Here is a 24209-nt window from a genome sequence, read left to right on the forward strand (position 1 = left end):
TTGACCAATTGTTGTTGGTTGCTTACCATTTTGGAAAACTACGCTACCAATTTGAGAGCAAGCCATGAGTGTTGAAGTAAAGCGTCAATATCGTGAAGTTGGTGAGTTTATCAAGGAAGAGTTGGCTTCAGGCAAGTACGCCTTGGGCTCCCGTCTTCCTCCTGAGCGCGACATTGCTGAACAGGTGGGAGTGGGACGCTCTGTGGTGAGAGAGGCTCTCATCATGCTCGAGATTGAAGGTTTTGTAGAAGTGAAGAAGGGGTCCGGTATTTATGTCATTGCGATCCCCTCCGAGCCAAATTTCAGCCCGAATGATACCGTGATGGGACCTTTTGAACTGCTGCAAGCCCGGCAATTGCTGGAGAGCAATATCGCAGAGTTTGCCGCCATTCAGGTGACTCCGTCAGATATACAAAAAATGCGCGCAGCCCTGGAGGCTGAGCGTCGTGATGTCGAGAGTGGTGAGGGTGAAGAGGGTGATATGAATTTTCACCTGGCAATAGCCGAAGCGACTCATAACAACATGCTGGTGGCATTGTGGCGCCAGTCTTGGGTTAGTCGAGAAAATAACCCGATGTGGCAGCATTTGCATGACCGGATTGCCACTACTGAATATCGCAAAGAGTGGTTGAATGACCATGTTGCAATCTTGTCTGCAATGCAAAAAAAAGATCCTGCGGCAGCCAAACTGGCGATGTGGACCCATTTAGAGAATGTCAAACAGCGATTGATGGAGTTGTCAGATGTTGATGCTCCCGAGTTTGACGGATTTTTGTTTGGCTCTTATCCAGTCAGATTTTCAAGTTAGCGAACGAATTTAAACCAAGAGGTAGTAATGGAACAAACATGGCGCTGGTATGGGCCTAATGACCCGGTAACCTTGAATGATATCAAACAGGCGGGGGCAACTGGTATTGTGACTGCCCTGCATCATATACCAAATGGTCAGATCTGGAATAAAGACGAGATACTCGCTCGCAAAGCATTAATTGAAGAAAAAGGTTTAACCTGGTCGGTAGTTGAAAGTGTACCTGTACATGAAGAGATCAAGACACATTCTGGCCAGTATCAGCAATGGATAGACAACTATAAAGAGTCGATCCGTAATCTGGCTGCATGTGGCATCGACACGATTTGCTATAACTTCATGCCCGTACTGGACTGGACCCGAACCGATCTGGAATACGAGATGCCGGACGGTTCCCGAGCCCTGCGTTTTGACCATATTGCGTTTGCCGCCTTTGAGCTCTACATCCTCAAGCGCCCGGGTGCCTTGCACGAATACTCACCGGAAGAGCAGCAACAGGCATTCAGCTACTTTAATGAAATGAGCCCGGAGCAAATAGAGACACTGACCCGGAATATCATTGCCGGCTTACCTGGTGCTGAAGAGGGTTATACTCTGGAAGCATTCCAGGCTCAGCTGGATAAATACAAGGATATCGACAAAGAGCGTTTGCGAGAGCACCTGGCCTATTTTCTCGATGAAATAATCCCTGTTTGTGAAGAGTCTGGCGTCCGTTTGGCTGTCCATCCGGATGATCCTCCCCGCCCGATCCTGGGGTTACCGCGAATTGTCTCTACCATTGATGATATCGCTTGGTTGGTTAACCGGATTCCCAGTCAGGCCAATGGTATTACCATGTGTACCGGCTCTTATGGTGTGCGTGGGGATAATGACCTGGTTGATATGATAAAACGTTACGGGAATCGTATTTACTTCACCCATTTGCGTTCAACCAAGCGGGAAGATAATCCGAAGACATTCCATGAAGCGGCTCACCTTGATGGTGATGTCGACATGTATAATGTAGTGTTGGAAATTGTACGTGAAGAGCAACGGCGACTGAAAGATGGTGATAATAGACTTATCCCCATGCGACCTGATCATGGTCATCAGATGATTGATGATCTGAATAAGAAAACAAATCCCGGATACTCATGTATTGGTCGTCTTAAAGGGCTGGCTGAAGTGAGGGGATTGGAAATGGGTATAACCAAGGCATTTTTCTCAAATAACTGACCATTATCGTGTCTGGTTGAATAGAAGACAGGAGGCTATCGAGCCTCCTTTCTTCTATCCGGAAATCCTTGATTGCCAGCCAAAAGATTGCGCCCCGGATCAGCTCTTGTTAGCCTGTGCGGCTCTGATATAGGAGTGAACAATGAGCAAGGTACTTGATGAGCTGCTGGCGTTGCTGGCGCTGGAAAAAATCGAGGAGGGCCTGTTTCGGGGCCAGAGCCAGGATCTCGGTCTTCGGGCCGTGTTTGGCGGACAGGTAATGGGGCAGGCCTTGTCAGCCGCCAAGCAGACGGTCGAGACCGGCCGTCAGGTTCACAGTTTTCACTCCTACTTCCTGCGTCCGGGGGATGTGACCCGTCCCATCGTCTATGACGTGGAGAATATCCGTGATGGTCAGACCGTCTCCACCCGCCGGGTCAAGGCGATTCAGGGCGGCAAGCCCATCTTCTATCTCAACGCCTCGTTTCAGGTGTCGGCCGATGGTTTCGAGCATCAGGCGCAGATGCCCACCGGCATCACCCCGCCGGAGGAGCTCAAGAGTGAGCTGGAGCTGGTGCGCCCCTACGAGAACCTGATCCCGGCCTCCCTGCGCGACAAGATCCTCTGCGAGCAGCCCATCGAGATGCGTCCGGTGACCCTGGTCGACCCTATTCGCCCGACGGTGCAGGATCCGGTGCGTCACGTCTGGTTCAAGGCCAACGGCCAGATGCCGGACGATCTGCGGGTGCACAAATACCTGCTGGCCTACGCCTCCGACTTCAACTTCCTGCTCACCTCGCTGCAGCCGCACGGGGTGTCGTACTGGGAGCCGGATATGCAGGTGGCCACCATCGATCACTCCATGTGGTTCCACCGGGATTTCCGCTTCGACGACTGGCTGCTCTACGTGGTAGACAGCCCGAGCGCCAGCGGCGGTCGCGGTCTGGTGCGCGGCCAGTTCTTTACCCGTGATGGCATGCTGGTGGCGAGCACCATGCAGGAGGGGGTGATCCGCCGTCGCGGCAGTTAAGGCGCAAAGCGGTCAGCAAAACGGGGTGGCTTGGGCCACCCCGTTTTCGTTGCTGCGATGTGCGCGGATTCTGTGGACTCAGCCACCGCGCTGGTATTTGAAGCGCTTCTTGCGCCGGTAGGGATAGACATCCTCGAACACCCCTACCTTGATGTTGCTTTGCAGCATCTTCCAGTAGTTGGCGTCGAACATCTCCTTGTGCAGCTGCAGCATGATCTCCCGCACCTGCGGCTTTTGCAGCAGGAAGGTGGCGAACTCCTCGGGGAAGATGTCGTTGGGGGCCACCGAGTACCAGGGGTCGGCGCTCCACTCATCCTCGGGGTAGCGCGGCGGCGGGATCTGGCGGAAGTTGCACTCCGTCATGTAGCAGATCTCGTCGTAGTCGTAGAAGACCACCCGGCCGTGGCGGGTAACGCCAAAATTCTTGAACAGCATGTCCCCCGGGAAGATGTTGGCCGCCGCCAGCTGCTTGATGGCGTTGCCGTACTCCTCAAGCGCGAGGCGGGTCTGCTGCTCGTCCGCCTTGTCCAGATAGAGGTTGAGGGGGATCATCTTGCGCTCGGTATAGAGGTGCTTGATCACCAGCTTGTCGTCGCTGATGGTGAGCGCCGACGGTGCCACCGTCTTGAGCTCGGCAAGGAGTTCGGGCGAGATGCGGTCCAGCGGAAACTCGAAGTTGGTGAACTCCTGGGTATCGGCCATGCGGCCAACCCGGTCGTGCTGTTTAACCAGCCGGTATTTTGCCTTTACCTGCTCGTGGCTCACATCCTTCGGGGGAGTGAACTCGTCTTTTATCACCTTGAACACCACATCGTAGGAGGGGAGGGTAAACACGCTCATCACCATCCCCTTGATGCCCGGCGCAATGATGAACTGATCCCGGCTCTGGGCCAGATGGTGGCGGTAGTGGCGATAGAGCTCGGTCTTGCCGTGCTTCTGGCAGCCGATGGCGTTGTAGATCTCGTAATCGGGCTTGTGGGGCATGATCTGGCGCAGGAAGGCGACAAACAGTGCCGGTTCGCGGGCATAGACCATAAAGTAGGCGCGGGCGAAGCCAAACACGATGGAGGCGAGATCCGGCTCGAAGATGACGGTATCCACATAGATGCTGTGGCCTGTGCTGAGCAGGGGCAGGATAAAGGGGAACACCTGATCCCGGGCCCGGATAAGTCCCACCAGATAGGCCCCCTTGTTGCGGTAGAACACCTCTTTCAATAGCTCGATGGCAAACGGCTCGTCATGGATAATTTGCGGGCCGTTCTCCGCAAGATGGCGGTGGATGTCGACAATATCCCGCTGCTTGTCCTCGTAGGGGAGGGTGAAGCTGTAATCCCCCAAAAGCTGGCTCAGGGTCTGCGGCAAGTGGGCGAGATCGGTGCGATAGATCCGCAGCAGGGCGCTCAGGTCCGGTTTTTCGCCACGGCTGACAAAGGGGTGGATATAGAGGTTCTCGTCACGGATATTGCGATGGCGAAAGATCCGGCGATAGACGGAGTTGAAGAAGGACTCCGCCACCTCGAAGTTGTCACAACGGGGCAGCAGATCGCTGAAGGCGCTTTTGACCCGCTTGAGCAGCTCCTGAGTGGCGTGGTGCTCCCCCATCATCTGGCGGATGGAGCTGGCGGTGGCCCCCACATGGTGGTCATAGAGGCGAATTCGCTCGCGCCCGGCGAGCTGCACCCCCAGCCAGTCACTGTTCTCGAAGCGGCTCTTGCTGCCCTGGGTTATCTCGAGAAACCGGCTGTAAAACGACTCGAAGCGTTGCAAGATAGTCTCGGCGACGGCCTGTTCCAATGGCTGCTGCATCTCTCTCTTCCTTGTGATCTGTCGGGCCGATAGCGCGAAGGATTGGGTGTAATTTGTTCACACGTCAGGCCACTATCGCAACATTCAAACGTCTGTTCAAGTGGCAATTTTTGGGGATAAACGGTAGATTGCGCCCCTGTTTTGGTGATGGTTTAGCGACTGTTTGCTGTCTGTTTGAGAGGCCGTTTGGCCTGCGAGGAAACCCGATGAAGCTCTATTTTGTCCTGGTGGCACCTGCCCGACCTGCAAATGTGGGGGCGGCTGCCCGCGCCATGAAAACCATGGGATTCGATGCCATGCGACTGGTGGCGAGCCGGGTACACGAAGAGGAGGAGGCGAGCTGGGTGGCCCACGGCGCCCAGGATATCCTGACTCAGGCCGAGGCGTTCGATACCCTGCCCGAGGCGCTGGCGGACATGGATCTGGTGATCGCCACCACTGCCCGTGAACGCGGTCGCTACCAGCACTACCTCACCCCGGGGGAGATCCGCGAGCAGATCCGCAGCAAGCCTTCACTCAACAAGGTCGCCATCGTCTTTGGCTGCGAGGAGTCGGGACTCTCCAACGAGCAGCTGGCCGAGGTCGACCTCATCAGCTATCTGCCCCTCAAGGTGAGCTACCCGTCCCTCAATCTGGGGCAGGCGATCATGCTCTACGCCTACGAGATGAGTCAGCTGATGGATGAGCTGAACGCCGACGGTGCCGCTGCGGTAGCAGAAAATTTTGATAACGCCGGGCAGGTTCGGGTGCTGAAAAGCAAAACAGCAGAATTGCTGGGTGAACTAGGAGTTTCGCAGGATGAAAAACTGCATCAATGGGTGATGGACCGGGTACCCATGCTGCCGCAGCGGGATTTGAACATGCTCCACCTGCTCTGCAAAGACCTTGCTCGCCGCTTTGGGCGTGAGTAGCGAAGAGGTTTAAGTTGACAGCCCAGCGCCAGCCGCGGTATTGCTAAAAGCCAGCTTCGTCAACGAGTGTTCGTCATGCAGTTATTCACCAACGTCATCACCACCACCATTATTACCGGTACCACCACAGGTGGCACTGGGGCCGGTTGATGCGCTGACGAACAAGCACAGAAATCAAAAAAGGCCCGTACCCACCCAGTACGGGCCTTTTTGTTGGATTGGTTTTTAGATTGAATTTCATAGACTTACAGGGAGAGAAAGCGATGAGAGTGTTGAAATTTGGCGGGTCTTCACTGGCCGATGCAGAGCGTTTTTTACGGGTGGCCGATATCGCGGTCAACACCCACGGCCAATCTCAGGTAGCCCTGGTGCTCTCGGCACCTGCCAAGGTGACCAATCATCTGGTGGCGCTGGTGGAACAGACCAGCCGTGGCATGGATGCCAGTTCCACCCTGTTTGAAGTCAACGGCATCTTCTCCCGCCTGCTGGCCGGGTTGAAGGCGGCCTATCCGGCGCTCGATGACAAGGCGCTGCTGGCACGTCTCACCGCCGAGCTGGATCAGGTGGAGCGCCTGATGCAGGGCATCCGTCTGCTGGGCCTCTGCCCGGACAACGTGCAGGCGCGCATTCTGAGCCGTGGCGAGAACCTCTCCATCGCCTTTATGCACGAGCTGCTGCGGGTACGCGGTCTGGATCTGGAGCTGATCGTACCGGAAGAGCTGCTGGTCACCGACGGTGGCTATCTGGAAGCCCACGTCGATATCGAAGCCTCCCGCCTGCGCTTTGCCGCCAAGGGGCTGCGTAGCGACTGTCTTTACCTGATGCCGGGCTTTACCGGTGGCAGCGACAAGGGCGAGACCGTGCTGCTGGGTCGCAACGGCTCCGACTACTCCGCCGCCGTGCTGGCTGCCTGCGTCGATGCCGAGTGCTGCGAGATCTGGACTGACGTCGAGGGTTGCTACAGCTGCGACCCCCGTCTGGTGCCGGATGCCTACCTGCTGAAAACCCTCTCCTACAAGGAGGCGATGGAGCTCTCCTACTTCGGCGCCAAGGTGCTGCACCCGAAAACCATCGCGCCGGTGGCCCAGTTCCATATTCCCTGCCTCATCAAGAACAGTTTCAACCCGCAAGGGCCGGGCACCCTGATCGGCCCCGAGAGCGGCGACGATGACCTGAAAGTGAAGGCCATCTCGGATCTCTCCGGCATGTGCATGTTCAACGTCTCCGGCCCCGGCATGAAGGGGATGGTCGGCATGGCCGGTCGCATCTTCTCCGCCGTCTCCCGCGCCGGGGTCAGCATCGTGCTGATCACCCAGTCATCTTCCGAGTACAGCGTCAGCTTCTGTATCCACAGCTACGACCAGGATAAGACTCGCAAGGTGCTGGAGCGCGAGTTCGAGCTCGAATTCAAAAACCAGCTGCTGGAGCCGCTGGATATCATCAGCGATCTGGCGATCATCTCCCTCATCGGTGACGGCATGCGCACTAGCAAGGGGATGGCGGCCCGCTTCTTCACCTCGCTGGCGCAAGCCTCCATCAATATCGTCGCCATTGCGCAGGGGTCGAGCGAGCGCTCCATCTCGGCGGTGGTGCGGGATCGCAAGGTGGCGGAAGCCATCAAGGCGTGCCACCAGAACTTCTTTGGCAGCCAGCAGTTTATCGATCTCTTTGTGGTCGGGGTCGGCGGCGTCGGTGCCGCGCTGGTGGATCAGATTGCCCGCCAGCAACCGGTACTGGCCGAGCAGGGCACCGGCCTGCGGGTAGTGGGCATCGCCAACAGCCGTCAGATGGCGGTCAACAAGGATGGCCTGAACCTCGCCAACTGGCGCGAACAGCTGGCGGAAGCCCGCGACAGCTTCTCGCTGGAAGGGGTGAAAAAGCTGGTGGAAGATAGCCATATCATCAACCCGGTGATCGTCGACTGCACCTCCTCCGAGGCGGTAGCCGTCCAGTATGCCGACTTCCTCGCCGCCGGTTTCCATGTGGTCACCCCGAACAAGAAGGCCAACACCGGCTCGCTCGATTACTACAAGGCGCTGCGTCGCACTGCCCGCCAGACTCGCCGCAAGTTCCTCTACGAGACCAACGTGGGCGCCGGTCTGCCGGTTATCGAGAACCTGCAGAACCTCATCAAGGCCGGTGACAAGCTGCGCGCCTTCGACGGCATCCTCTCCGGCTCGCTCTCCTTTATCTTCGGCAAGCTGGACGAGGGGATGGCCTTCTCCGTGGCAACCCAAATCGCCCGCAGCAACGGCTTTACCGAGCCGGATCCCCGCGACGATCTCAACGGCATGGATGTGGCGCGCAAGCTGCTCATTCTGGCTCGCGAAGCCGGCATGGCGCTGGAGCTCTCCGATGTGGAAGTCGAGCAGGCACTGCCGCCCGGATTTGATGTGAGCGGCGATGTAGAAGCCTTTATGGCCCGCCTGCCGGAGGCCGATGGCTGGTTCCGTGACCAGTTCGCTGCGGCCCAGCGTGAAGGCAAGGTGCTGCGCTATGTGGGTTCCATCGAGGGTGGCAAGTGCAAGGTCGCCATCAAGGCGGTCGGTGGCGACGAGCCGCTGTTCAAGGTCAAAGACGGGGAGAACGCGCTCGCCTTCTTCTCTACCTACTACCAGCCAATCCCGCTGGTGCTGCGCGGCTATGGCGCCGGTACCGAAGTGACTGCGGCGGGCGTCTTTGCCGACGTGCTGCGCACCCAGAACTGGAAGCAGGAGCTATAAGCATGAGTTCAGACATGTACCCCTCTTATATGACGGAAGGCGCCATGGGTAATGACAGAAGCGTGGTTGCCTATGCCCCAGCCTCCAGCGCCAACCTGAGCGTGGGATTCGATGTTCTGGGGGCGGCGCTCGCCCCCGTGGATGGCTCTCTGCTCGGCGATCGGGTGCAGGTAAAAGCGGCTGACGTGCCGTTCGCCCTCTCATCCGTGGGCCGCTACGCCCACAAGCTGCCGGACGATCCGAAAAAGAATATTCTCCATGACTGCTGGGTAGCCTATGGCGAGGCGCTGGAGAAGCGGGGCCTGAAACTCAAGCCGCTGGCGATGGTGCTGGAGAAGAACCTGCCGGTGGGCTCGGGTCTGGGTTCCAGCGCCTGCAGCGTGGTGGCGGCGCTGGAAGGGCTCAACGCCTTCCACGGCGAGCCCCTTAATGAGCACGACATGTTGCTGCTGATGGGGGAGATGGAGGGGCGTATCTCCGGCTCCGTTCACTATGACAACGTGGCCCCCTGTTATCTCGGCGGTATGCAGCTGGTGCTGGAAGAGCACGGCGTCATCAGCCAGGGCATTCCGGTGTTCGATCAGTGGTACTGGGTGGTCTGCTACCCGGGCACCGTCGTCTCTACCGCCGCGGCCCGCGCCATTCTGCCGGCCCAATATCGCCGTCAGGATTGCCTCACCTATGGCCGCCGCCTGGCTGCCTTTGTCCACGCCAGCTACACCGGGCAGGAGGGATTGGCGGCGAGCGTACTGAAAGACGTGATTGCCGAGCCCTACCGCGCGGCGCTGATCGAAGGCTTTGCCGAGGTGCGGGCGCAGGCGGCCCAGAACGGGGCGCTGGCCACCGGCATCTCCGGCTCCGGCCCCACCGTGTTTGTGGTGATGAAGGATCTGGCGCAGGCCGAGCGGATGAAGGATTGGATGGAAGCACATTTCGTGCAGAACGAAGATGGATTTGCCCGGGTCTGCAAACTGGACATGGCCGGGGCACGGGTAACAGGAAGCGAGCTATGAATCTCTACAACATCAAGGACAACAGCGAACAAGTGAGCTTCGCGCAGGCGGTGCGTCAGGGTTTGGGTCGCGAACAGGGGCTCTTCTTCCCCGAACAACTCGAACCGCTGGCCGATGTGGATGCCCTGCTGGATCTGCCGCTGGCCGAACGCTCTGCCCGCATCCTGAGCCACCTGCTGGGGGACGAAGTGCCTGCAGCGAAAGTGAGCGAGCTGATCAACGCCGCCTTCACCTTCCCGGCGCCGCTGGTGAAACTCAAGGATGGCACTTATGCCCTTGAGCTGTTCCACGGCCCGACCCTGGCGTTCAAGGATTTCGGCGGCCGCTTTATGGCCCAGTGCCTCGCGGCCTTTAGAACCAACGACAAGATCACTATCCTCACCGCCACCTCCGGCGACACCGGCGCTGCCGTGGCCCATGCCTTCTACGGGCTGGAGGGGATCGAGGTGGTGATCCTCTATCCCAAGGGCAAGATCAGCCCGCTGCAGGAGAAGCTTTTCTGCACCCTCGGCGGCAATATCCGCACCATCGCCATCGATGGCGACTTCGATGCCTGTCAGGCGCTGGTAAAACAGGCCTTTGACGACGAGGCGCTGAAAAAGGCCATTGGCCTCAACTCCGCCAACTCCATCAATATCAGCCGTCTGTTGGCGCAGGTTTGCTACTACTTCGAAGCGGTGGCCCAGCTACCGAAAGCTGACCGCGCGAAGGCGGTGATCAGCGTGCCGTCCGGTAACTTTGGCAACCTCACCGCAGGCTTGATTGCCAAGGCGCTGGGGCTGCCGGTGAAGCGCTTTATCGCCGCCACCAACGCCAACGACACCGTGCCGCGCTACCTGAAAACCGGTCAGTGGGAGCCGCACCAGACAGTGGCAACCCTGTCGAATGCCATGGATGTCAGCCGTCCCAACAACTGGCCGCGGGTAGAAGAGCTCTGCCGTCGCAAGGGTTGGGCGCTGGAGACTTTGGGGTCTGGCATGCGTGACGACGCCCAGACTCGCGCTGCCCTGAAACGGCTGCACCAGCTGGATTACCTCTGCGAGCCCCACGGCGCCATTGCCTGGGATCTGCTGGGGGAACAGCTGGCCGAGGATGAAGTGGGGGTGTTCCTCTGCACCGCCCATCCCGCCAAGTTCAAGGAGTCGGTGGACGAGATCCTCAATCTCGATGTACCGCTGCCCGGCCCGCTTGCCAAGCATGCCGAACTGCCGCTGCTCTCCGTTAATTTGCCAGCGGAGTTTGCCCGGTTAAGGGCGTTTTTGGTGGGTTAACTGTTGTGTCGAGATAATCGATAGAAATAAAAATCCCCCGGTGATGGGGGATTTTTATTATTCTGTTAAAAGTATTGTGTTGAATGGTTGTATACAGGGTTGGCTATAAATACTTCTTAATCGTCAAAAAAAGATGAGAGCTTATCCTCATAATCAAGGCCTGTACTAGATTTTAGATCGTCGCAAATTTTCCTGATTTTTCCTTTTACTCTCCCGTCTGGTCTGTTTTTATGCTCGGTGATCATATCACATACCCTCTTCCCTATATCCGGTGATACATGATTGGATATTTGCACACCTAACAAGTTAGGGAATGTATTTTCATACAAAGCGGCAACCTTCTCCTTGGGAGGGGTGAAACTAATGTAGTTGTAGAGAAAGTCTGGCCTCATGTAACAGCTAACCGGATATTTTTCTTTAAATAGTCGACTGACTGTTCTATGCGTAGCAGTATCAGAAGAAAGCCACCATGTTTTATATCCCTCAATAGATGATCTCATTTCACCATGGGCTGAGCGAAGTGCGTATATAGTTAAAATTAAGTTTGCATCAGCTTTAGCTTTTCCTACAGAGCCTTTGACACCTTTTAACTCTTCAAATAATAGCGAGAAATCTGACTGATCTAAATCCACCTTCATTTCAGGAGTGTTTGAAGATACATATTCAATTCCAAATTCCTCACTTAGAAAATCTATTAATTCTTGCTTTGAAGATGATGAGTCAATAGATAGGAAATTGTCTAAAAAGGATGTGTACGACTTTACCTTTCCCTCGTTTTTTGAATAGAAATAGGATCTTATTAATATTTGCCCAATGAATTCCTCTGTGCCTTTTTTAAATCTATCTGCATTCTCCAAGTATTGCTCATTATAAATTCGATAGGAGTTCTTAATATGAGCAAGTAGTTCATCTAGAATAGTGTCATTAACCAGCAATCTAACACCCCTGGATTTCGCTGACTTCAGTAAGTTCCAATATCTTTTGTTTTGTTCTTCTAAATATACCTCAGAGAAGGCAGGCACAAGGATTGATGTGCAAACAAAAATTCGCATATGCCCCGCCATGGCATGAAAGAAAGTGATTATTTTAGGGTCGCATTTCATTAGAAATAGCATAAGATAAGTTCTGGATAGCGACTTTAAATATATTTTAGAAAGTTCAGAGCCAGAATAAACAATCTCTCGTATAGCTAATATCAATGCTGTTTTCACTTTAGTCCGGTTTTTATCAATAACACCTGAACTATCCAAGACTAAATCAACCGTATCAGAAAGGTTTACTTCAAATATATCCGCTGAGCCACCATTTAATAGAAAATTGGAAAACTCCAACCCTTGATTATAATATATAAGCTCTATTGTTTTCTTTAAAATGCGACTTAATTCTTTTACTTTGACATCTTCACCATTGAGTTTATTTGTAATAACTTGCTCAGACTCTTTCATGAATCCTTCATATAAAGTCTGATCTCGGCTATTGCTAGCAATAATTTCAAGTCGTGTCTCAAATGGTAGGCAATAGCGATCATCCTTATCTCTTGTATGATGATTTACTTTTCTATTGGGCTTTTGAGTGAGGTGCTTAAGTCTCTTGTTTATTTTTGATCTTAATCTTTCAACCTCAAAGTCAAACATTTCTTTTACTGATTTTTCAATTTCATCAGCAGTCATTAATATTGATTTGTCAGGATCTGTTTCTCGTAGTGAGTATATTATTAGACTGTCGATTAATTTGTTGTTTAAATCTTGACTTTCCTCTCCACCTTTTATTTGCTGCATAAGAAAAACATACAGTTTGGGATCTTTTATAAAATCATCCACAACAAATGATCTTCCCGGAGTTTGCATCTCACGTAGATGGCGAGAAATAAAATTCTGAATGGTTGCCTTAGTTGCTTCTGATTGATTACTATTGTCTGCAATCCACTGGCCATCATAGATTCGTAAGTTTTTATTATATTTTTCTTCCGCCAGATCCATCAATGCATCTTTATTTTTCACTGATACATTTGTAATGTATGTTAATCTAGAATAATCAATGTTATTTAAACTTAACTTCTCCAGTGTGTCTTCTATTTTGATGTGAGTCTTTTTGTCTATAGACATCTGGAAAATAGATTTTGGTTTTCCCTCAATTTCTGTAGTATGTTCGAAACCATCGATCCCCTTGTCTTTTATACCACCGCTGCTTGAAAACTTATATCCTAAATATGAGCTCATAAATTCTTGGGCGAATGACTCAAATAAAAACCCATCTTCTATTGCTAGCAACATATCTTTGACATCTTCAGCATGCATTGTTATTCCCCTATTTATCGTATCGATTAAATATCGATAACAATTATCTTGGTTGAAAATTATGTAATAATTCAGGTGGTTAAATTACACCTGCTTACCATTAAATAAAGACTGAAGTAAGATTGATATGTATAGTCATGCTTGGTTGTAAATATTATATATAGAATGGCTACATTTCTTAGTGATATTTTTTCCAAAAAAAAAGCTACCGCCCGTGGATTACAGCCTCCAATATGCTCCATTAACCAGCGAGGGCAGTAGCCCACCACAGATGAATAGGCACCGGATGGCTATGTTAAGCCAATCGAATCTGGCCGCACCAGCCAAAAAGTGGCGTAACTGTCAGTAATAATTGGTTTTTTGCGCTGGTTCAAAAAACAGCAAAGGTCGGACGCCGGATTCCCATGGCCCTTGATTTTATTGGGGTTGGCGGGTGTGGGTTGGAATTGGGGGGCTGGCTTGCCGCTGAGGGATGGCTGGCGGGGACAATCCCGCTCTGCCAATCGGCGCTATAGTGCGGGCGATGGTTGCCCTCTGCTCCGCTCCCAAGCTGGCGAGGTGGGGGATCTGCGGCAACAATCAGCTGTTGCCATCACAGCCATTTGCAACACATTGTCATACAAATATGACCATGCAAACACATCACCAGATAGAGAGGAGATCTCCCATGAAGCGTACCATCCTGTTCGGCCTGCTCTGCGGCAGCGTGCTGCTGGCCAATCCGGTCTTTGCCAACGACGCAGCCCAGTTGCAGTGCGAGGCGCAGGCCGCGGCCAAAAAGCTTAACGGCGCCGCCAAGACCAGCTTTATCGGCAAGTGCGTGAAAGATGCCGCTGGCGCCGCAACTGGCGAGTGCGAGAAGGCGGCCGCCGACAAGAAGCTGGCCGGTGCGGCCAAGAACAGTTTTATCCAGAAGTGCGTGAAGACGGGCGCGGCGGTGGATCCGGCGGCCAAGTGCGAGAAGGCGGCGGCCGACAAGAAGCTGGCCGGCGCGGCCAAGAACAGCTTTGTTCAGAAGTGCGTGAAGGATAGCGCCGCCAAGTAAGGCATTTTCTCATCCGGTGTGTTTGCGGGGGCCATCAGGCCCCCGTGCTTTTTGGCGCACTGAACGACGCCTCTTGTGGAGTAAGGTGCACTTCTCTATGTAGCAAAGAGCGGGATCTGGTTGTGCCTCTTATTACGCCCCATCTTCCCAGCGAGGGATCCCTGCTCCGGTGGCTCGAGCGAACGGTTCTGCTCTCTGATCAAGGCTCATATTTATTCCCGGAGCCATACCATGCGCTTGGTGAATGATGGTGACATCCCTCTGCCTCTGCTGACTGGGCGCAGCGTCAAAACAGACGCAGGTGCTTGGGGGCTGATTTCCACTGCCCATTCCGTTCCTGATTGACTCCAGTGTTAGCAGGGAGTGCTCCCATTGACGGTGTTATGGCTTGCTCTCAAATAAATTTAATCAGGGATATAAACGCATCACTGTTTTTTAATGGCGTAATTTTTACTTATCTGTTTCTGCCATTTTTGGCCTCCTGTTTTATGTCAGATTATTCCGATTGTCAGGTTGTCATTTCCGGTTACAATTTTGTTCAAGATCATGCCATCCAGCACGTATCACATTCCCTTGATTCATATATGTCAGAATTTGTCGTATATGGATGTGCCGAGAACGATAATGTGCCGAACAAGATGTCACTAAAGCTTCTGGCGCTGAAAACCTTTGTGAAATGAACGCATGTTTATGATTTTATTGTGTTTTGTTTTTATTTTTATGATGCAAAGCAACGAGGTAGCGTTGACGGTATCAAAAGAAATAAATATGAGGACAAGAGGTTGGGTGCCGTGCGGGTCGCGCCGTGACGGCTTATTGATATGTCACAAAATATTAAAGTTATTACTCGGAATTTTCCCTGTTTAATATGGTCATTGCTTCAACTGTAATTTATTACAGTTGAGGCTGGCTATATTGAATATAAGCTCAGCCCCTCTTGATAAAACCTCAAAATCGGGTACTAGAGCATGGGAAAAGGAATTGATGGCGCCACAGTCGCGCCCAAAGAACGTATAAATATCAAGTATGTACCGTCGACTGGTGGTCAACAGGGAGAAGTAGAACTTCCCCTGACCATGATGGTGGTCGGCAACATGAAAGGACGCACCGAAGATACCCCCATCGAGGAGCGTCAGACTGTCTCCATCGACAAGAATAATTTCTCATCTGTCATGAAAGAATCGGCATTGGAACTGAACTTCACCGTTCCAAATCGTCTGGAAGAGAACAGCCAGGACGAGCTGCCGGTTTCGATCAAAATCCAGTCCCTGGAAGACTTCACTCCTGACAATGTGGCCCAGCAAGTGCCCGAACTGCGCAAACTGCTGGAACTGCGTGAGGCGCTGGTTGCCCTGAAGGGGCCGCTCGGCAATATCCCTGCCTTCCGCAATCGTTTGCAGGATCTGCTGTCCAGTGATGAGGCTCGTGAGCAGTTGCTCAAAGAGCTGGATTTGATCAAGCCAGCCGAGTGATCGGCGGGTTGTATTGACTGAACGAGAAGGAACAAACATGTCTTTGGTCGAAGAACAGGTTCAAGCGGGGGCGAATGCCGCCTCCTCGTCCTCTTTGCTGGACGAAATCATGGCACAAGCGCGCATCACCCCGGTTGATGAGGGTTACAGCGTCGCCAAGCAGGGGGTCGCAGCCCTGATCGCCAACATTCTGGATAGCGGTACTGCCAGCAGTCCGGTGAACAAGGCACTGGTGGACAGCATGATTGTCGAGCTCGACAAGAAGCTCGGCAAGCAGATGGACGTCATCCTCCATGCCAAGCCGCTGCAGGAGATGGAGTCCTCCTGGCGCTCCCTGAAGTTGCTGGTGGATCGCACCGATTTTCGCGAGAACATCAAGGTCCAGGTGCTGCACGCCACCAAGGAAGAGCTGCTGGAAGATTTCGAGTTTTCCCCCGAAATCACCCAGTCCGGTCTCTACAAGCATGTCTACTCCAGCGGTTATGGACAGTTTGGTGGTCAGCCGGTGGGTGCCGTGATCGGTGATTACGCCTTTACCCACAGCGGACCCGATATCAAGCTGATGCAGTATGTCAGCGCGGTCGGCGCCATGGCTCATGCCCCCTTCATCTCTTCCGTTGCACCGACCTTTTTTGGTGTAGACAGCTTTACCGATCTGCCCTCCATCAAGGATCTGAAATCGGTATTCGAAGGGCCGGCCTACACCAAGTGGCGCGCCTTGCGCGAGTCGGAAGATGCCCGTTATCTGGGACTGACCGCACCGCGCTTCCTGGCCCGTCTGCCGTATGATCCGACTGAAAATCCCATCAAGGGCTTCAACTATCAGGAAGATATCAGCTCGGATCACAATCACTATCTGTGGGGCAACACCGCCTATCTGATGGGAACCTCCCTGACTGACAGTTTCGCCAAGTACCGCTGGTGCCCGAACATCATAGGTCCGCAGAGCGGTGGTGCCATCCACGATCTGCCGGTGCATGTCTATGAAGCCATGGGTCAGCTGCAGGCGAAGATCCCGACCGAAGTGCTGATCACTGACCGTCGTGAATACGAGCTGTCGGAAGAGGGTTTCATCACCCTGACCATGCGCAAGGACAGCGACAACGCCGCCTTCTTCTCTGCCAACTCGGTGCAAAAGCCCAAGGTGTTCCCGAACACCAAGGAAGGACGCGAGGCCGAAACCAACTACAAGCTGGGCACCCAACTGCCCTATATGTTCATCATCAACCGCCTGGCGCACTACATCAAAGTGCTGCAGCGCGAGCAGATCGGCTCCTGGAAGGAGCGTCAGGATCTGGAACGGGAGTTGAACAGCTGGATCCGGCAGTTTGTGGCCGATCAGGAAAATCCGCCGGCAGAGGTCCGCAGCCGTCGTCCGCTGCGCGCCGCCCAGATCAAGGTGCTGGATGTGGAAGGGGAGCCGGGCTGGTATCAGGTTGCCATGTCAGTGCGCCCGCACTTTAAGTACATGGGGGCGAGCTTCGAGCTCTCTCTGGTAGGTCGACTGGACAAGGAATAAGGCCCGATGCCGTATCTCTCTTCCTGGGATAGAGGAAATGCGGCCAGCCTGTTCGATCGCATACGGGGGGAGGGGCTGAGCCCTTCTCCCCGTTCGGAGGTTGAGGAGTTGGTTGATTCTGTCAAGCGGCAGCTCGAACAGATCCTCAACACCCGTCCCGGCAATTGCCGCAGTGCTCCCGAGCTTGGCGTCATCGATCTCAATGACGCCACTCAGGGCAGTGCGGATATCAAGGGGCGGATCCGCGAAGCGATCCGGCAATGCATCCGTCGTTATGAACCGCGGATTGTGCATGTGGATGTCCGTTCACCCGACTATCAGGCGAGTCCGCTCGAGATGTCGTTTCAGGTGACGGCCCACGTGCGGCTGGAGCATATCGAGCAAGTTACCTCGTTCAACGTCCATATGGACAGTCACCGCCACTACCGCATGGTCTGATCAATGTCGCTGGAACATTACTTCAGGGATGAGTTGGCATTTTTGCGCCTGCAAGGGCGCGAATTTGCCGATAGCTATCCCGAACTCACCCGTTTTTTGTCGGAGCAGAATACCGACCCGGATGTGGAACGCCTGCTGGAAGGCTTTGCGTTTCTCACGGGCAACCTGCGCGCAAAAATTGAAGACGAGTTTCCCGAGCTGACCCACGGTCTGCTCAATATGCTCTGGCCAAACTACCTGCGTCCCGTCCCCAGCATGACCATCATGCAGTTTTCGGTTATTCCGGGGGCCATCGCCCAGCCCGCGCTGGTGAAACAGGGCTGCCAACTCGACAGTCTGCCTATTGACGATGTGACCTGTCATTTTCAAACCTGTCACGATGCCTGGGTCTATCCGGCCGAGATGCGCGAGGTGACGGCGCAAAGTGGCAACGATCTTTCGACCATCTCGCTCGATATCGCCCTGCATGCCCCCTTGCTGCTCAGCGAGTTGCAGCTGGACAAGCTGCGCTTCTTCCTGGGTGGCGACAGCTACACCGCGTATGAGCTCTACTTCTGGCTCGCCAACCAGCTCTCCCATATCGAGCTGGAGATCGACGGCAAGCGCTTTCGTCAGGAGGCCAGGGCCCTTAAATCGGTCGGCTTCGAGCGCGACGATGCGCTGTTGCCCTATCCGAACAACGTCTATTCCGGCTACCGGATCCTGCAGGAGTATTTCTGCTTTCCGGAGAGCTTCCTCTTCTTCGAACTCTCCGGTGGCGAGTGGCCCAAACAGCCGCTGCCGGTGAGTGAATTCAAAATTCATTTCTGTTTCGACCGGCCCTTGCCGGCGGAACTCAAGATCCGTCCCGACTCTTTCATGCTCAACTGTGTGCCGGCCATCAACCTGTTCCAGCACGATAGCGAGCCGGTCAATCTCAACGGCCGTCAGGCGGAATATCCGCTCAAGGCGAGCTATCGCTATGCCGACAGTTTCGAAATTTTCTCGGTGGATCAGGTTGAAGGCTGGGTCGAGGGCAATCTGGGGCGCTCTCGCGGCACGCCGCGCATCTATCAGCCGTTCGAAAGTTTTCAGCACCAGATCGAGCGGGCCAAGCAGCGGCTGGCGCTCTATTACCGGGTGCGCGTCAGGGAGTCGGTGAGTGGTGATGGTTTCGAGCACAGCCTCTCGTTTGTGCGGGGCGATGAAACCACCACGGTCGATCTCGATGAATCCATCTCGGTGACGCTTACCTGTACCAACCGCTCCCGCGCCGCCCGCCTCAAGGTCGGCAGCATCTGCGTGCCGACCGGCAGCTCGCCGTCGTTTGCCACCTTCCGCAACCTGATCCGGCCGACCCGGCCGCTGCGCCCGGCACTGGATGGCAGCCTGCACTGGACCCTGATTTCCAACCTGTCGCTCAACTATGTCTCTCTGCTGCGCCGCGATGCCCTGGTACAGGTGCTGCGTACCTATGACTTTCCCGCTTTGCACGACAAGCAGGCGGAGCAGGCGTCGCGCAAGCGGCTGGCGGGCATAGAGGAGATCGAGACCAAGCCGGTGGACAGGCTGGTGCGCGGCATGCCGGTGCGGGGGCTCAAGTCGGTGCTCTCCATCCGTCAGTCCGCCTTTGGCAGCGAAGGGGAGCTCTATCTGTTCAGTACCGTGCTGGCCCATTTCTTCTCGCTCTATGCCAGCGTCAACGCCTTCCACCTGCTTGAGGTGGTCAATCTCGATAACAAGGAGCGCTATCAGTGGCCAGTCCAGATCGGTCAGCACTCCCTGATGTGAGCGCCGCCAACGAGGCGCCCCGTTTTAATTTCTTCCAGCTGGTCGAGCTGCTCAACCGGCTCGATGGCGCCGATCAGGAGCGTGGTCTCGACCACCTGCCAAGTGACGAGAATATTCGTTTCAAGGCGACCGCATCGCTGGGCTTTCCCACCAGTGACGTGCTGCAGATTGGCCGCGACGAGAAGGGGCGTCACGAGCTGGAAGTGGCCTTTCTGGGTCTGCACGGCAGCCAGTCGCCGATGCCGGGGTACTACCTCGACTCATTGGCGTGGGAGTACGCCCAGGGGGAGCAGAAGCTCGGCCTGTTTCTGGATTTCTTCCACCACCGTCTGCTGACCCTGCTGCACCGGATCTGGCGCAAGTATCGCTACCACGTCCGTTTTCAGGACGACGGTGAGGATGGGTTCTCCCGCCTGATGTTTGCGCTGGTGGGGCTTGGCAACGACGCCGTCTGCCAGAGCCTGCCGGTCAACCGCGCCAAGATGCTCTCCTATGCGGGCATGCTGGCCAGCCCCAGCCGCTCGCCCGAGGTGGTCGCCGGTCTGGTGGCCCACTGCTTCGATCTGGCGGATGTAGAGGTGAGCGCCTGGCAGTGGCGCAAGGTGCCTATCCATGAGGAGCAGCAAAACCGTCTGGGCGGCGCTGGCGTTACCTTGGGGCAGGACTTCGTCATCGGTGACAAGGTCAATGATTGTGCCGGCAAGTTTTTATTGAAAATCAATGATCTGAGTTTTGGCCAGTTTCTCGGATTTCTCCCGAACGGGGAGCATTTCCACGCCCTGGTGACCTTTGTCTCCTTCATCTTGCGCGATCAGCTGGCCTGGGATCTGCGGCTTGGCTTCGGCCAGGAGCAGGCCAAGGGGCTGCGACTTGGTGAAGAGCAGAGTGCCCGTCTGGGGTGGAGTACCTTTCTCGGCCAACCGCCGAGTGATCCGTTCGTGACGATCTGTGTACAGGAATAAGCACAGAAATTCAGTGTAGGAATACGTGCAGGAGTGAATGTGGACGACTTTAACCAGCAACTATCTCTGGTGGTGCTTAACAGCGAGCAGCTCGACGGCAGCCAGCAGGTGCAATATCGCTTCGACGAGATGGGAGGCACCCTGGGCTCCTCCAAACAGGATGACTGGCAACTGCGAGACAGGTTGGGGGCGGTGATGCCGGCCCATGCCCGGGTCGAGCTTAATGACGGTCGTTTCTGCCTGTGCGATCTGAGCGGCCAGACCTACATCAATGGTGCTACCTCGCCCATCGGGCGGGCTCGCAAGGTGCATCTGGAGCAGGGGGACGAGCTGGTGGTCGGCCCGTTCCGGCTGCGCGCTTATCTCGGTGCCATTTCCCCCGAGCAGAGCCTGCAGCAGGTGCTGGGCAACCGTCCAACCGAACAGCTTGATGAGTGGCTGGCCAGCGATCACCACCACACCCAGACCCTGGATGATCCTCGGACCCTGGCGGTCGACCCCCTGCTGGCATTGCAGCAGGAGCGTGCGGCTCCTGGCCCGCTGATGGATACCCAGCCGCAGGCTCAACCGCATTTTCAACCGGAGATGGACACCCTCTCCCTTGCCCCTTTTTCTGCTGTCGAGAACACCATGAACCAAGAATTTCTGGATATGCCCAACATCGAGAACCATCCCGATTTCCAGCCACTGGAGGACGTTGATCACGTCGCCCTGACGCCGCTGATGCGCGGGCTGGGTCAGCCGTTGCAGTTGCAGGACACCCGACAGGCTCACGACATGCTCGAAGAGATGGGCAAGACAGTGCGGGCCATGGTGGAGGGGTTGCTGCAACTGCAAAGCGATCAGGCTGCGCTGGCAGACAAGCACCTGCGCCCCATCGAGGACAACCCGCTGCGCCTTGGCCTCGATTATGACGAGACCCTGGCGGTGCTGTTTGCCGAGCAAAAGAGCCCGGTGCACCTGAGCGCGCCGGCCGCGGTGGCCGAGAGCCTGCACAACGTGCGCATCCACCACGTAGCGAACCAGCAGGCCATCAGTGCGGCGCTCGACAGCATCCTGCAGGCCTTCTCACCGGAAGCCTTGCTCGGCCGTTTCGAGCAATACCGCCGCAGCGGCGCGCCGGGTATGGCTGATGAGGGGTGGGCCTGGAACATGTACCAGCACTACTACCGCGAGCTCACCTCTGCCCGTCAGCAGGGGTTCGACAAGCTGTTCCATCAGGTCTACGCCCAGGCCTATGACCAGGCCGTGCGTCAGCAACAGGGACTGATTTGATGATACGTGCACTGTGGTTTGGGGCCTGTCTGCTGGCCCTGGCCGGTTGTACCACCATGGGCAAGATGGCCGATGTGGTCATGAACCCGGATGTCCAGGTCGGGAGCAACGATGACCAGCCCTCCACCCTGGGGCTGAGCCTGCTGGCGGAGCCTGACGTCAACCCCAACGAGAGCGGGGAGGCTGCACCCATCGAGTTTCAGGTGGTGCTGCTGGCGGAAGATTCCAGGCTGCTCGCCACCGACTACGACCAGGTGACGGCAGATGTAGAGAAGGCCCTTGGCAAGAACTACCTCGACCATCAGGAGTACACCCTGCTGCCGGGCCAGTTCAAATACCTGCCCCCCGTCAAGCTCGACGAGAAGACCCGTTACATCGGCGTGATTGCACGGTACGCCGATCCGGACAGTGCCGAGTGGCGCAAGGTCATCAAGGTCAAGAGCAAGGGCGCGGCTTATCACATCCTGGTGCACCTGCGCCTGGATGAAGTGGAACTACAAAAAGAAGAAGAATAATTATGTCGAGTCGAAATCGGGTTATCTGGCGTGAAGGGCTCTTTATCAAGCCCCAGCACTTCCAGCAACAACAGAGACATTCGGATTATGCGCTGCACGCGCGTTTGAGCGCGCTGTCCGACTATTTCTACGGGCTGCAGTCGCTTGCTATCAACGAGGATTACCTCGGCTTTGGCCGCATCGCGCTGGTGGGGGCCACGGGTATCCTGCCGGACGGTACCGTCTTCAACATACCCAACGACGACGTGCTGCCGACCCCGCTGGAAGTCACCGACGCCTCGGTGGCCAACCAGAAGGTCTATCTGGCCCTGCCGCTCTCGGTGAGCGGCGTCAATGAGGTGGGGCAGGGCGGTCAGGTGGCTACCCGGTTACAGGCCCATCGTCATGATGTGCGCGACCTGCACAGCGAAGGGGGGGATGTGGTCTCCCTCGAGGTGGGGCGGGTCAGCCTGCGGCTGATGCTGGAGCGGGAAGATCGCAGCGCCTACGCCTCGCTCGCCATCGCCCGCATTCTGGACAAACGTCCGGACGGCGGTCTGGTGCTGGATCCCAACTTCATGCCCTGCAGCATCAGCGTCTCCGCCATCCCGACCCTCAAGCGCTTCCTCGGCGAATCGGCTGGTCTCGTGGCCGAGCGGGCTCGCAGCCTCTCCCAGCGCATTGCCGCGCCGGGTCAGCAGGGGGTGGCCGATGTGGCCGAGTTCATGATGCTGCAGCTGCTCAACCGGGCTCAGCCCCAGCTCTCCCATCTGGCGCGTCTTGGCACCCTGCACCCCGAGCGGCTGCACGAGGCGCTGGTGCAGCTCTGTGGCGAGTTGATGACCTTTACCGACGAGTCCCGCCTGCCGCCCGAGTTCCCGGCCTATCGTCACGACGATCAGCAGGTGAGCTTCGAGCCGGTGATGCTGGCCCTGCGTCAGGCGCTCAGTACCGTGCTGTCTCCGCGCGCCGTCTCCATCCAGCTGCGCAAGCACCAGTACGGCGTCATGGTAGCCATGGTCAACGAGAGTGAGCTGATTGCCAGCGCCGACTTCGTGCTGGCGGTGCGTGCCCGCATGCCCCAGGAGCAGCTGCGCAAGCAGTTGCTGCAGCAGACCAAGGTGGCCTCCAGCGACAAGATCCGCGAGCTCATCAGCCTGCAGTTGCCCGGTATTCCACTGCTGCCGCTGCCGGTGGCGCCGCGCCAGCTCCCCTACCACGCGGGTTACAGCTACTTCCAGCTCGACCGGCAGAGCCCGGCCTGGCAGATGCTGGCGGTCAGCAACACCCTCGCCTTCCACATTGCCGGCGATTTCCCCGAGCTCGACATGCAGCTCTGGGCCATCCGTAGCCAGTGATCGCATCAAGGAAACAAGCAGAGATGACCACGGACATTATCAAGAACGAGCAACTGAGCGACCTGCTGTTCGATCATGCCGAGCAGCTGGACATGGACTCGGACTACTGGTTTCGCCTGCGCGGCCAGAGCATCAACCCGATGATCGATGCGGTGACCCCCTTGCTGGGGCTGGTGCAGCGGGTACGCCTGCTGTCGCGCTACGACCGGGTGCCCGAGCTCTACCAGCGGGTGGTGACCGAGATCCAGTCCATCGAACAGGAGCTGATGGCGCAGGGCTACGAGAACGGCGTTGTCCTCTCGTTTCGCTACATCCTCTGCACTTTTATCGATGAGGCGGTGATGGGACGTGACTGGGGTAGCCAGAGTGAATGGTCCCAACACTCCCTGCTGGCCCGCTTTCACAACGAGACCTGGGGGGGCGAGAAGGTGTTCGTACTGCTGGCGCGCCTGCAGGAGGACCCGGTGCGCTATCGCGACATTCTGGAGTTCATCTATCTCTGTCTGTGCCTCGGTTTCGAGGGGCGCTACAAGGTGATGAGCCAGGGCCGTGACGAGTTTGAACGGATCGTCAAGCAACTGCACAAGCAGCTGTCACCTGAAAGTGGCGGCGAGGCCCCCAGCGTGTTTCATCTTGATCTCGGTCAGCAGGCATCTCGCTACCAGCTGCGCAAGCAAGTCTCCCTGCGCACCCTGTTTATGGGCGGCGCGCTGATCCTGGCCATCATCTTTGGCCTCTATCACCACCAACTCGATAACCAGACCCAGGACGTACTGCGTCAACTGGGCGAATTATTAAAATAAAATACTAAGGAGAGCACGCC

At 55.9% G+C, this 24209-nt stretch carries 19 protein-coding genes; 17 read left to right on the top strand and 2 right to left on the bottom strand.

The annotated features are described in order from the left end of the window. Positions 1-64: 64 nt before the first annotated feature. The 3 genes from I6L35_RS12820 to tesB all read left to right on the top strand — a co-directional run bounded on the left by I6L35_RS12820 (position 65) and on the right by tesB (position 3032). Positions 65-808 carry an FCD domain-containing protein gene (locus I6L35_RS12820; RefSeq protein WP_005347333.1) on the top strand — a complete coding sequence of 248 codons (744 nt, stop codon included), beginning with the start codon at positions 65-67 and terminating at the stop codon, positions 806-808. A gap of 27 nt (positions 809-835) precedes the next feature. Then, positions 836-2023 carry a mannonate dehydratase gene (gene uxuA, locus I6L35_RS12825; RefSeq protein ID WP_216978363.1) on the top strand — a complete coding sequence of 396 codons (1188 nt, stop codon included), beginning with the start codon at positions 836-838 and terminating at the stop codon, positions 2021-2023. A gap of 142 nt (positions 2024-2165) precedes the next feature. Beyond that, positions 2166-3032 (top strand): acyl-CoA thioesterase II, encoded by an 867-nt coding sequence (tesB, locus tag I6L35_RS12830; RefSeq protein ID WP_216978364.1) that lies wholly within the window; start codon positions 2166-2168, stop codon positions 3030-3032. A gap of 78 nt (positions 3033-3110) precedes the next feature. On the opposite strand, the gene aceK is transcribed toward tesB, so the two are convergent. Further along, positions 3111-4838 carry a bifunctional isocitrate dehydrogenase kinase/phosphatase gene (gene aceK / locus I6L35_RS12835; RefSeq protein ID WP_216978365.1) on the bottom strand — a complete coding sequence of 576 codons (1728 nt, stop codon included), beginning with the start codon at positions 4836-4838 and terminating at the stop codon, positions 3111-3113. A 206-nt stretch (positions 4839-5044) separates the two neighbouring features. Between aceK and I6L35_RS12840 the strand changes: the two genes are divergently transcribed. The 4 genes from I6L35_RS12840 (at position 5045) to thrC (ending at position 10756) form a co-directional block, all read left to right on the top strand. After that, the gene (locus I6L35_RS12840; RefSeq protein ID WP_118854109.1) at positions 5045-5749 is read left to right on the top strand and encodes a tRNA/rRNA methyltransferase; all 705 of its coding nucleotides are present in this window, start codon (positions 5045-5047) and stop codon (positions 5747-5749) included. 263 nt (positions 5750-6012) lie between these two features. Then, the gene (thrA, locus tag I6L35_RS12845) at positions 6013-8472 is read left to right on the top strand and encodes a bifunctional aspartate kinase/homoserine dehydrogenase I (protein ID WP_216978366.1); all 2460 of its coding nucleotides are present in this window, start codon (positions 6013-6015) and stop codon (positions 8470-8472) included. A gap of 2 nt (positions 8473-8474) precedes the next feature. Continuing rightward, positions 8475-9485 (top strand): homoserine kinase, encoded by a 1011-nt coding sequence (gene thrB, locus I6L35_RS12850; RefSeq protein ID WP_216978367.1) that lies wholly within the window; start codon positions 8475-8477, stop codon positions 9483-9485. After that, positions 9482-10756, top strand: a complete 1275-nt coding sequence (gene thrC / locus I6L35_RS12855) for a threonine synthase (protein WP_042052978.1) — start codon at positions 9482-9484, stop codon at positions 10754-10756. Before thrB ends, thrC begins: the two co-directional genes overlap by 4 nt. Positions 10757-10872: 116 nt before the next feature. Here the strand turns inward: thrC and I6L35_RS12860 are convergent, their stop codons facing one another. After that, on the bottom strand, positions 10873-13053 hold the full coding sequence (locus I6L35_RS12860) for a hypothetical protein (RefSeq protein ID WP_216978368.1): 2181 nt from the start codon (positions 13051-13053) through the stop codon (positions 10873-10875). A 667-nt stretch (positions 13054-13720) separates the two neighbouring features. Between I6L35_RS12860 and I6L35_RS12865 the strand changes: the two genes are divergently transcribed. The 10 genes from I6L35_RS12865 to icmH all read left to right on the top strand — a co-directional run bounded on the left by I6L35_RS12865 (position 13721) and on the right by icmH (position 24189). Next, positions 13721-14098 carry a hypothetical protein gene (locus I6L35_RS12865; protein ID WP_216978369.1) on the top strand — a complete coding sequence of 126 codons (378 nt, stop codon included), beginning with the start codon at positions 13721-13723 and terminating at the stop codon, positions 14096-14098. A 968-nt stretch (positions 14099-15066) separates the two neighbouring features. Further along, positions 15067-15570, top strand: coding sequence for a type VI secretion system contractile sheath small subunit (gene tssB, locus I6L35_RS12870; protein ID WP_005347310.1), 504 nt, complete (start codon positions 15067-15069; stop codon positions 15568-15570). Between the two features lie 37 nt (positions 15571-15607). After that, on the top strand, positions 15608-17089 hold the full coding sequence (gene tssC / locus I6L35_RS12875) for a type VI secretion system contractile sheath large subunit (protein ID WP_216978370.1): 1482 nt from the start codon (positions 15608-15610) through the stop codon (positions 17087-17089). 6 nt (positions 17090-17095) lie between these two features. Next, positions 17096-17527, top strand: a complete 432-nt coding sequence (tssE, locus tag I6L35_RS12880; RefSeq protein WP_005347308.1) for a type VI secretion system baseplate subunit TssE — start codon at positions 17096-17098, stop codon at positions 17525-17527. Between the two features lie 3 nt (positions 17528-17530). Continuing rightward, positions 17531-19297, top strand: a complete 1767-nt coding sequence (tssF, locus tag I6L35_RS12885) for a type VI secretion system baseplate subunit TssF (protein ID WP_216978371.1) — start codon at positions 17531-17533, stop codon at positions 19295-19297. Continuing rightward, complete coding sequence (gene tssG, locus I6L35_RS12890; RefSeq protein WP_005347306.1) at positions 19261-20259, top strand: type VI secretion system baseplate subunit TssG; 999 nt, start codon at positions 19261-19263, stop codon at positions 20257-20259. Before tssF ends, tssG begins: the two co-directional genes overlap by 37 nt. A 39-nt stretch (positions 20260-20298) precedes the next feature. Further along, a complete protein-coding gene (gene tagH / locus I6L35_RS12895) occupies positions 20299-21534 on the top strand; it encodes a type VI secretion system-associated FHA domain protein TagH (protein WP_216978372.1) in 1236 nt (411 codons plus the stop codon). Further along, complete coding sequence (tssJ, locus tag I6L35_RS12900; RefSeq protein ID WP_216978373.1) at positions 21534-22049, top strand: type VI secretion system lipoprotein TssJ; 516 nt, start codon at positions 21534-21536, stop codon at positions 22047-22049. Before tagH ends, tssJ begins: the two co-directional genes overlap by 1 nt. Before the next feature lie 2 nt (positions 22050-22051). After that, positions 22052-23386 carry a type VI secretion system baseplate subunit TssK gene (gene tssK / locus I6L35_RS12905; protein ID WP_005347303.1) on the top strand — a complete coding sequence of 445 codons (1335 nt, stop codon included), beginning with the start codon at positions 22052-22054 and terminating at the stop codon, positions 23384-23386. A 23-nt stretch (positions 23387-23409) separates the two neighbouring features. Then, positions 23410-24189 (top strand): type IVB secretion system protein IcmH/DotU, encoded by a 780-nt coding sequence (icmH, locus tag I6L35_RS12910; protein ID WP_005347302.1) that lies wholly within the window; start codon positions 23410-23412, stop codon positions 24187-24189. Positions 24190-24209: the final 20 nt, after the last annotated feature.

The sequence above is a fragment of the Aeromonas sp. FDAARGOS 1405 genome (genome assembly GCF_019048265.1).
GTDB classification, from domain to species: Bacteria; Pseudomonadota; Gammaproteobacteria; order Enterobacterales; family Aeromonadaceae; genus Aeromonas; species Aeromonas veronii_A.

Coding starts and splice junctions, on each gene's coding strand:
- tssC (WP_216978370.1), top strand. CDS start 15,608: ATGTCTTTGGTCGAAGAACAGGTTCAAGCGGGGGCGAATGCCGCCTCC.
- aceK (WP_216978365.1), bottom strand. CDS start 4,838: ATGCAGCAGCCATTGGAACAGGCCGTCGCCGAGACTATCTTGCAACGC.
- tssF (WP_216978371.1), top strand. CDS start 17,531: ATGTCGCTGGAACATTACTTCAGGGATGAGTTGGCATTTTTGCGCCTG.
- uxuA (WP_216978363.1), top strand. CDS start 836: ATGGAACAAACATGGCGCTGGTATGGGCCTAATGACCCGGTAACCTTG.
- thrC (WP_042052978.1), top strand. CDS start 9,482: ATGAATCTCTACAACATCAAGGACAACAGCGAACAAGTGAGCTTCGCG.
- thrB (WP_216978367.1), top strand. CDS start 8,475: ATGAGTTCAGACATGTACCCCTCTTATATGACGGAAGGCGCCATGGGT.
- tssE (WP_005347308.1), top strand. CDS start 17,096: ATGCCGTATCTCTCTTCCTGGGATAGAGGAAATGCGGCCAGCCTGTTC.
- tssB (WP_005347310.1), top strand. CDS start 15,067: ATGGGAAAAGGAATTGATGGCGCCACAGTCGCGCCCAAAGAACGTATA.
- thrA (WP_216978366.1), top strand. CDS start 6,013: ATGAGAGTGTTGAAATTTGGCGGGTCTTCACTGGCCGATGCAGAGCGT.
- tesB (WP_216978364.1), top strand. CDS start 2,166: ATGAGCAAGGTACTTGATGAGCTGCTGGCGTTGCTGGCGCTGGAAAAA.
- I6L35_RS12860 (WP_216978368.1), bottom strand. CDS start 13,053: ATGCATGCTGAAGATGTCAAAGATATGTTGCTAGCAATAGAAGATGGG.
- tssK (WP_005347303.1), top strand. CDS start 22,052: ATGTCGAGTCGAAATCGGGTTATCTGGCGTGAAGGGCTCTTTATCAAG.
- tssJ (WP_216978373.1), top strand. CDS start 21,534: ATGATACGTGCACTGTGGTTTGGGGCCTGTCTGCTGGCCCTGGCCGGT.
- I6L35_RS12820 (WP_005347333.1), top strand. CDS start 65: ATGAGTGTTGAAGTAAAGCGTCAATATCGTGAAGTTGGTGAGTTTATC.
- I6L35_RS12865 (WP_216978369.1), top strand. CDS start 13,721: ATGAAGCGTACCATCCTGTTCGGCCTGCTCTGCGGCAGCGTGCTGCTG.
- I6L35_RS12840 (WP_118854109.1), top strand. CDS start 5,045: ATGAAGCTCTATTTTGTCCTGGTGGCACCTGCCCGACCTGCAAATGTG.
- icmH (WP_005347302.1), top strand. CDS start 23,410: ATGACCACGGACATTATCAAGAACGAGCAACTGAGCGACCTGCTGTTC.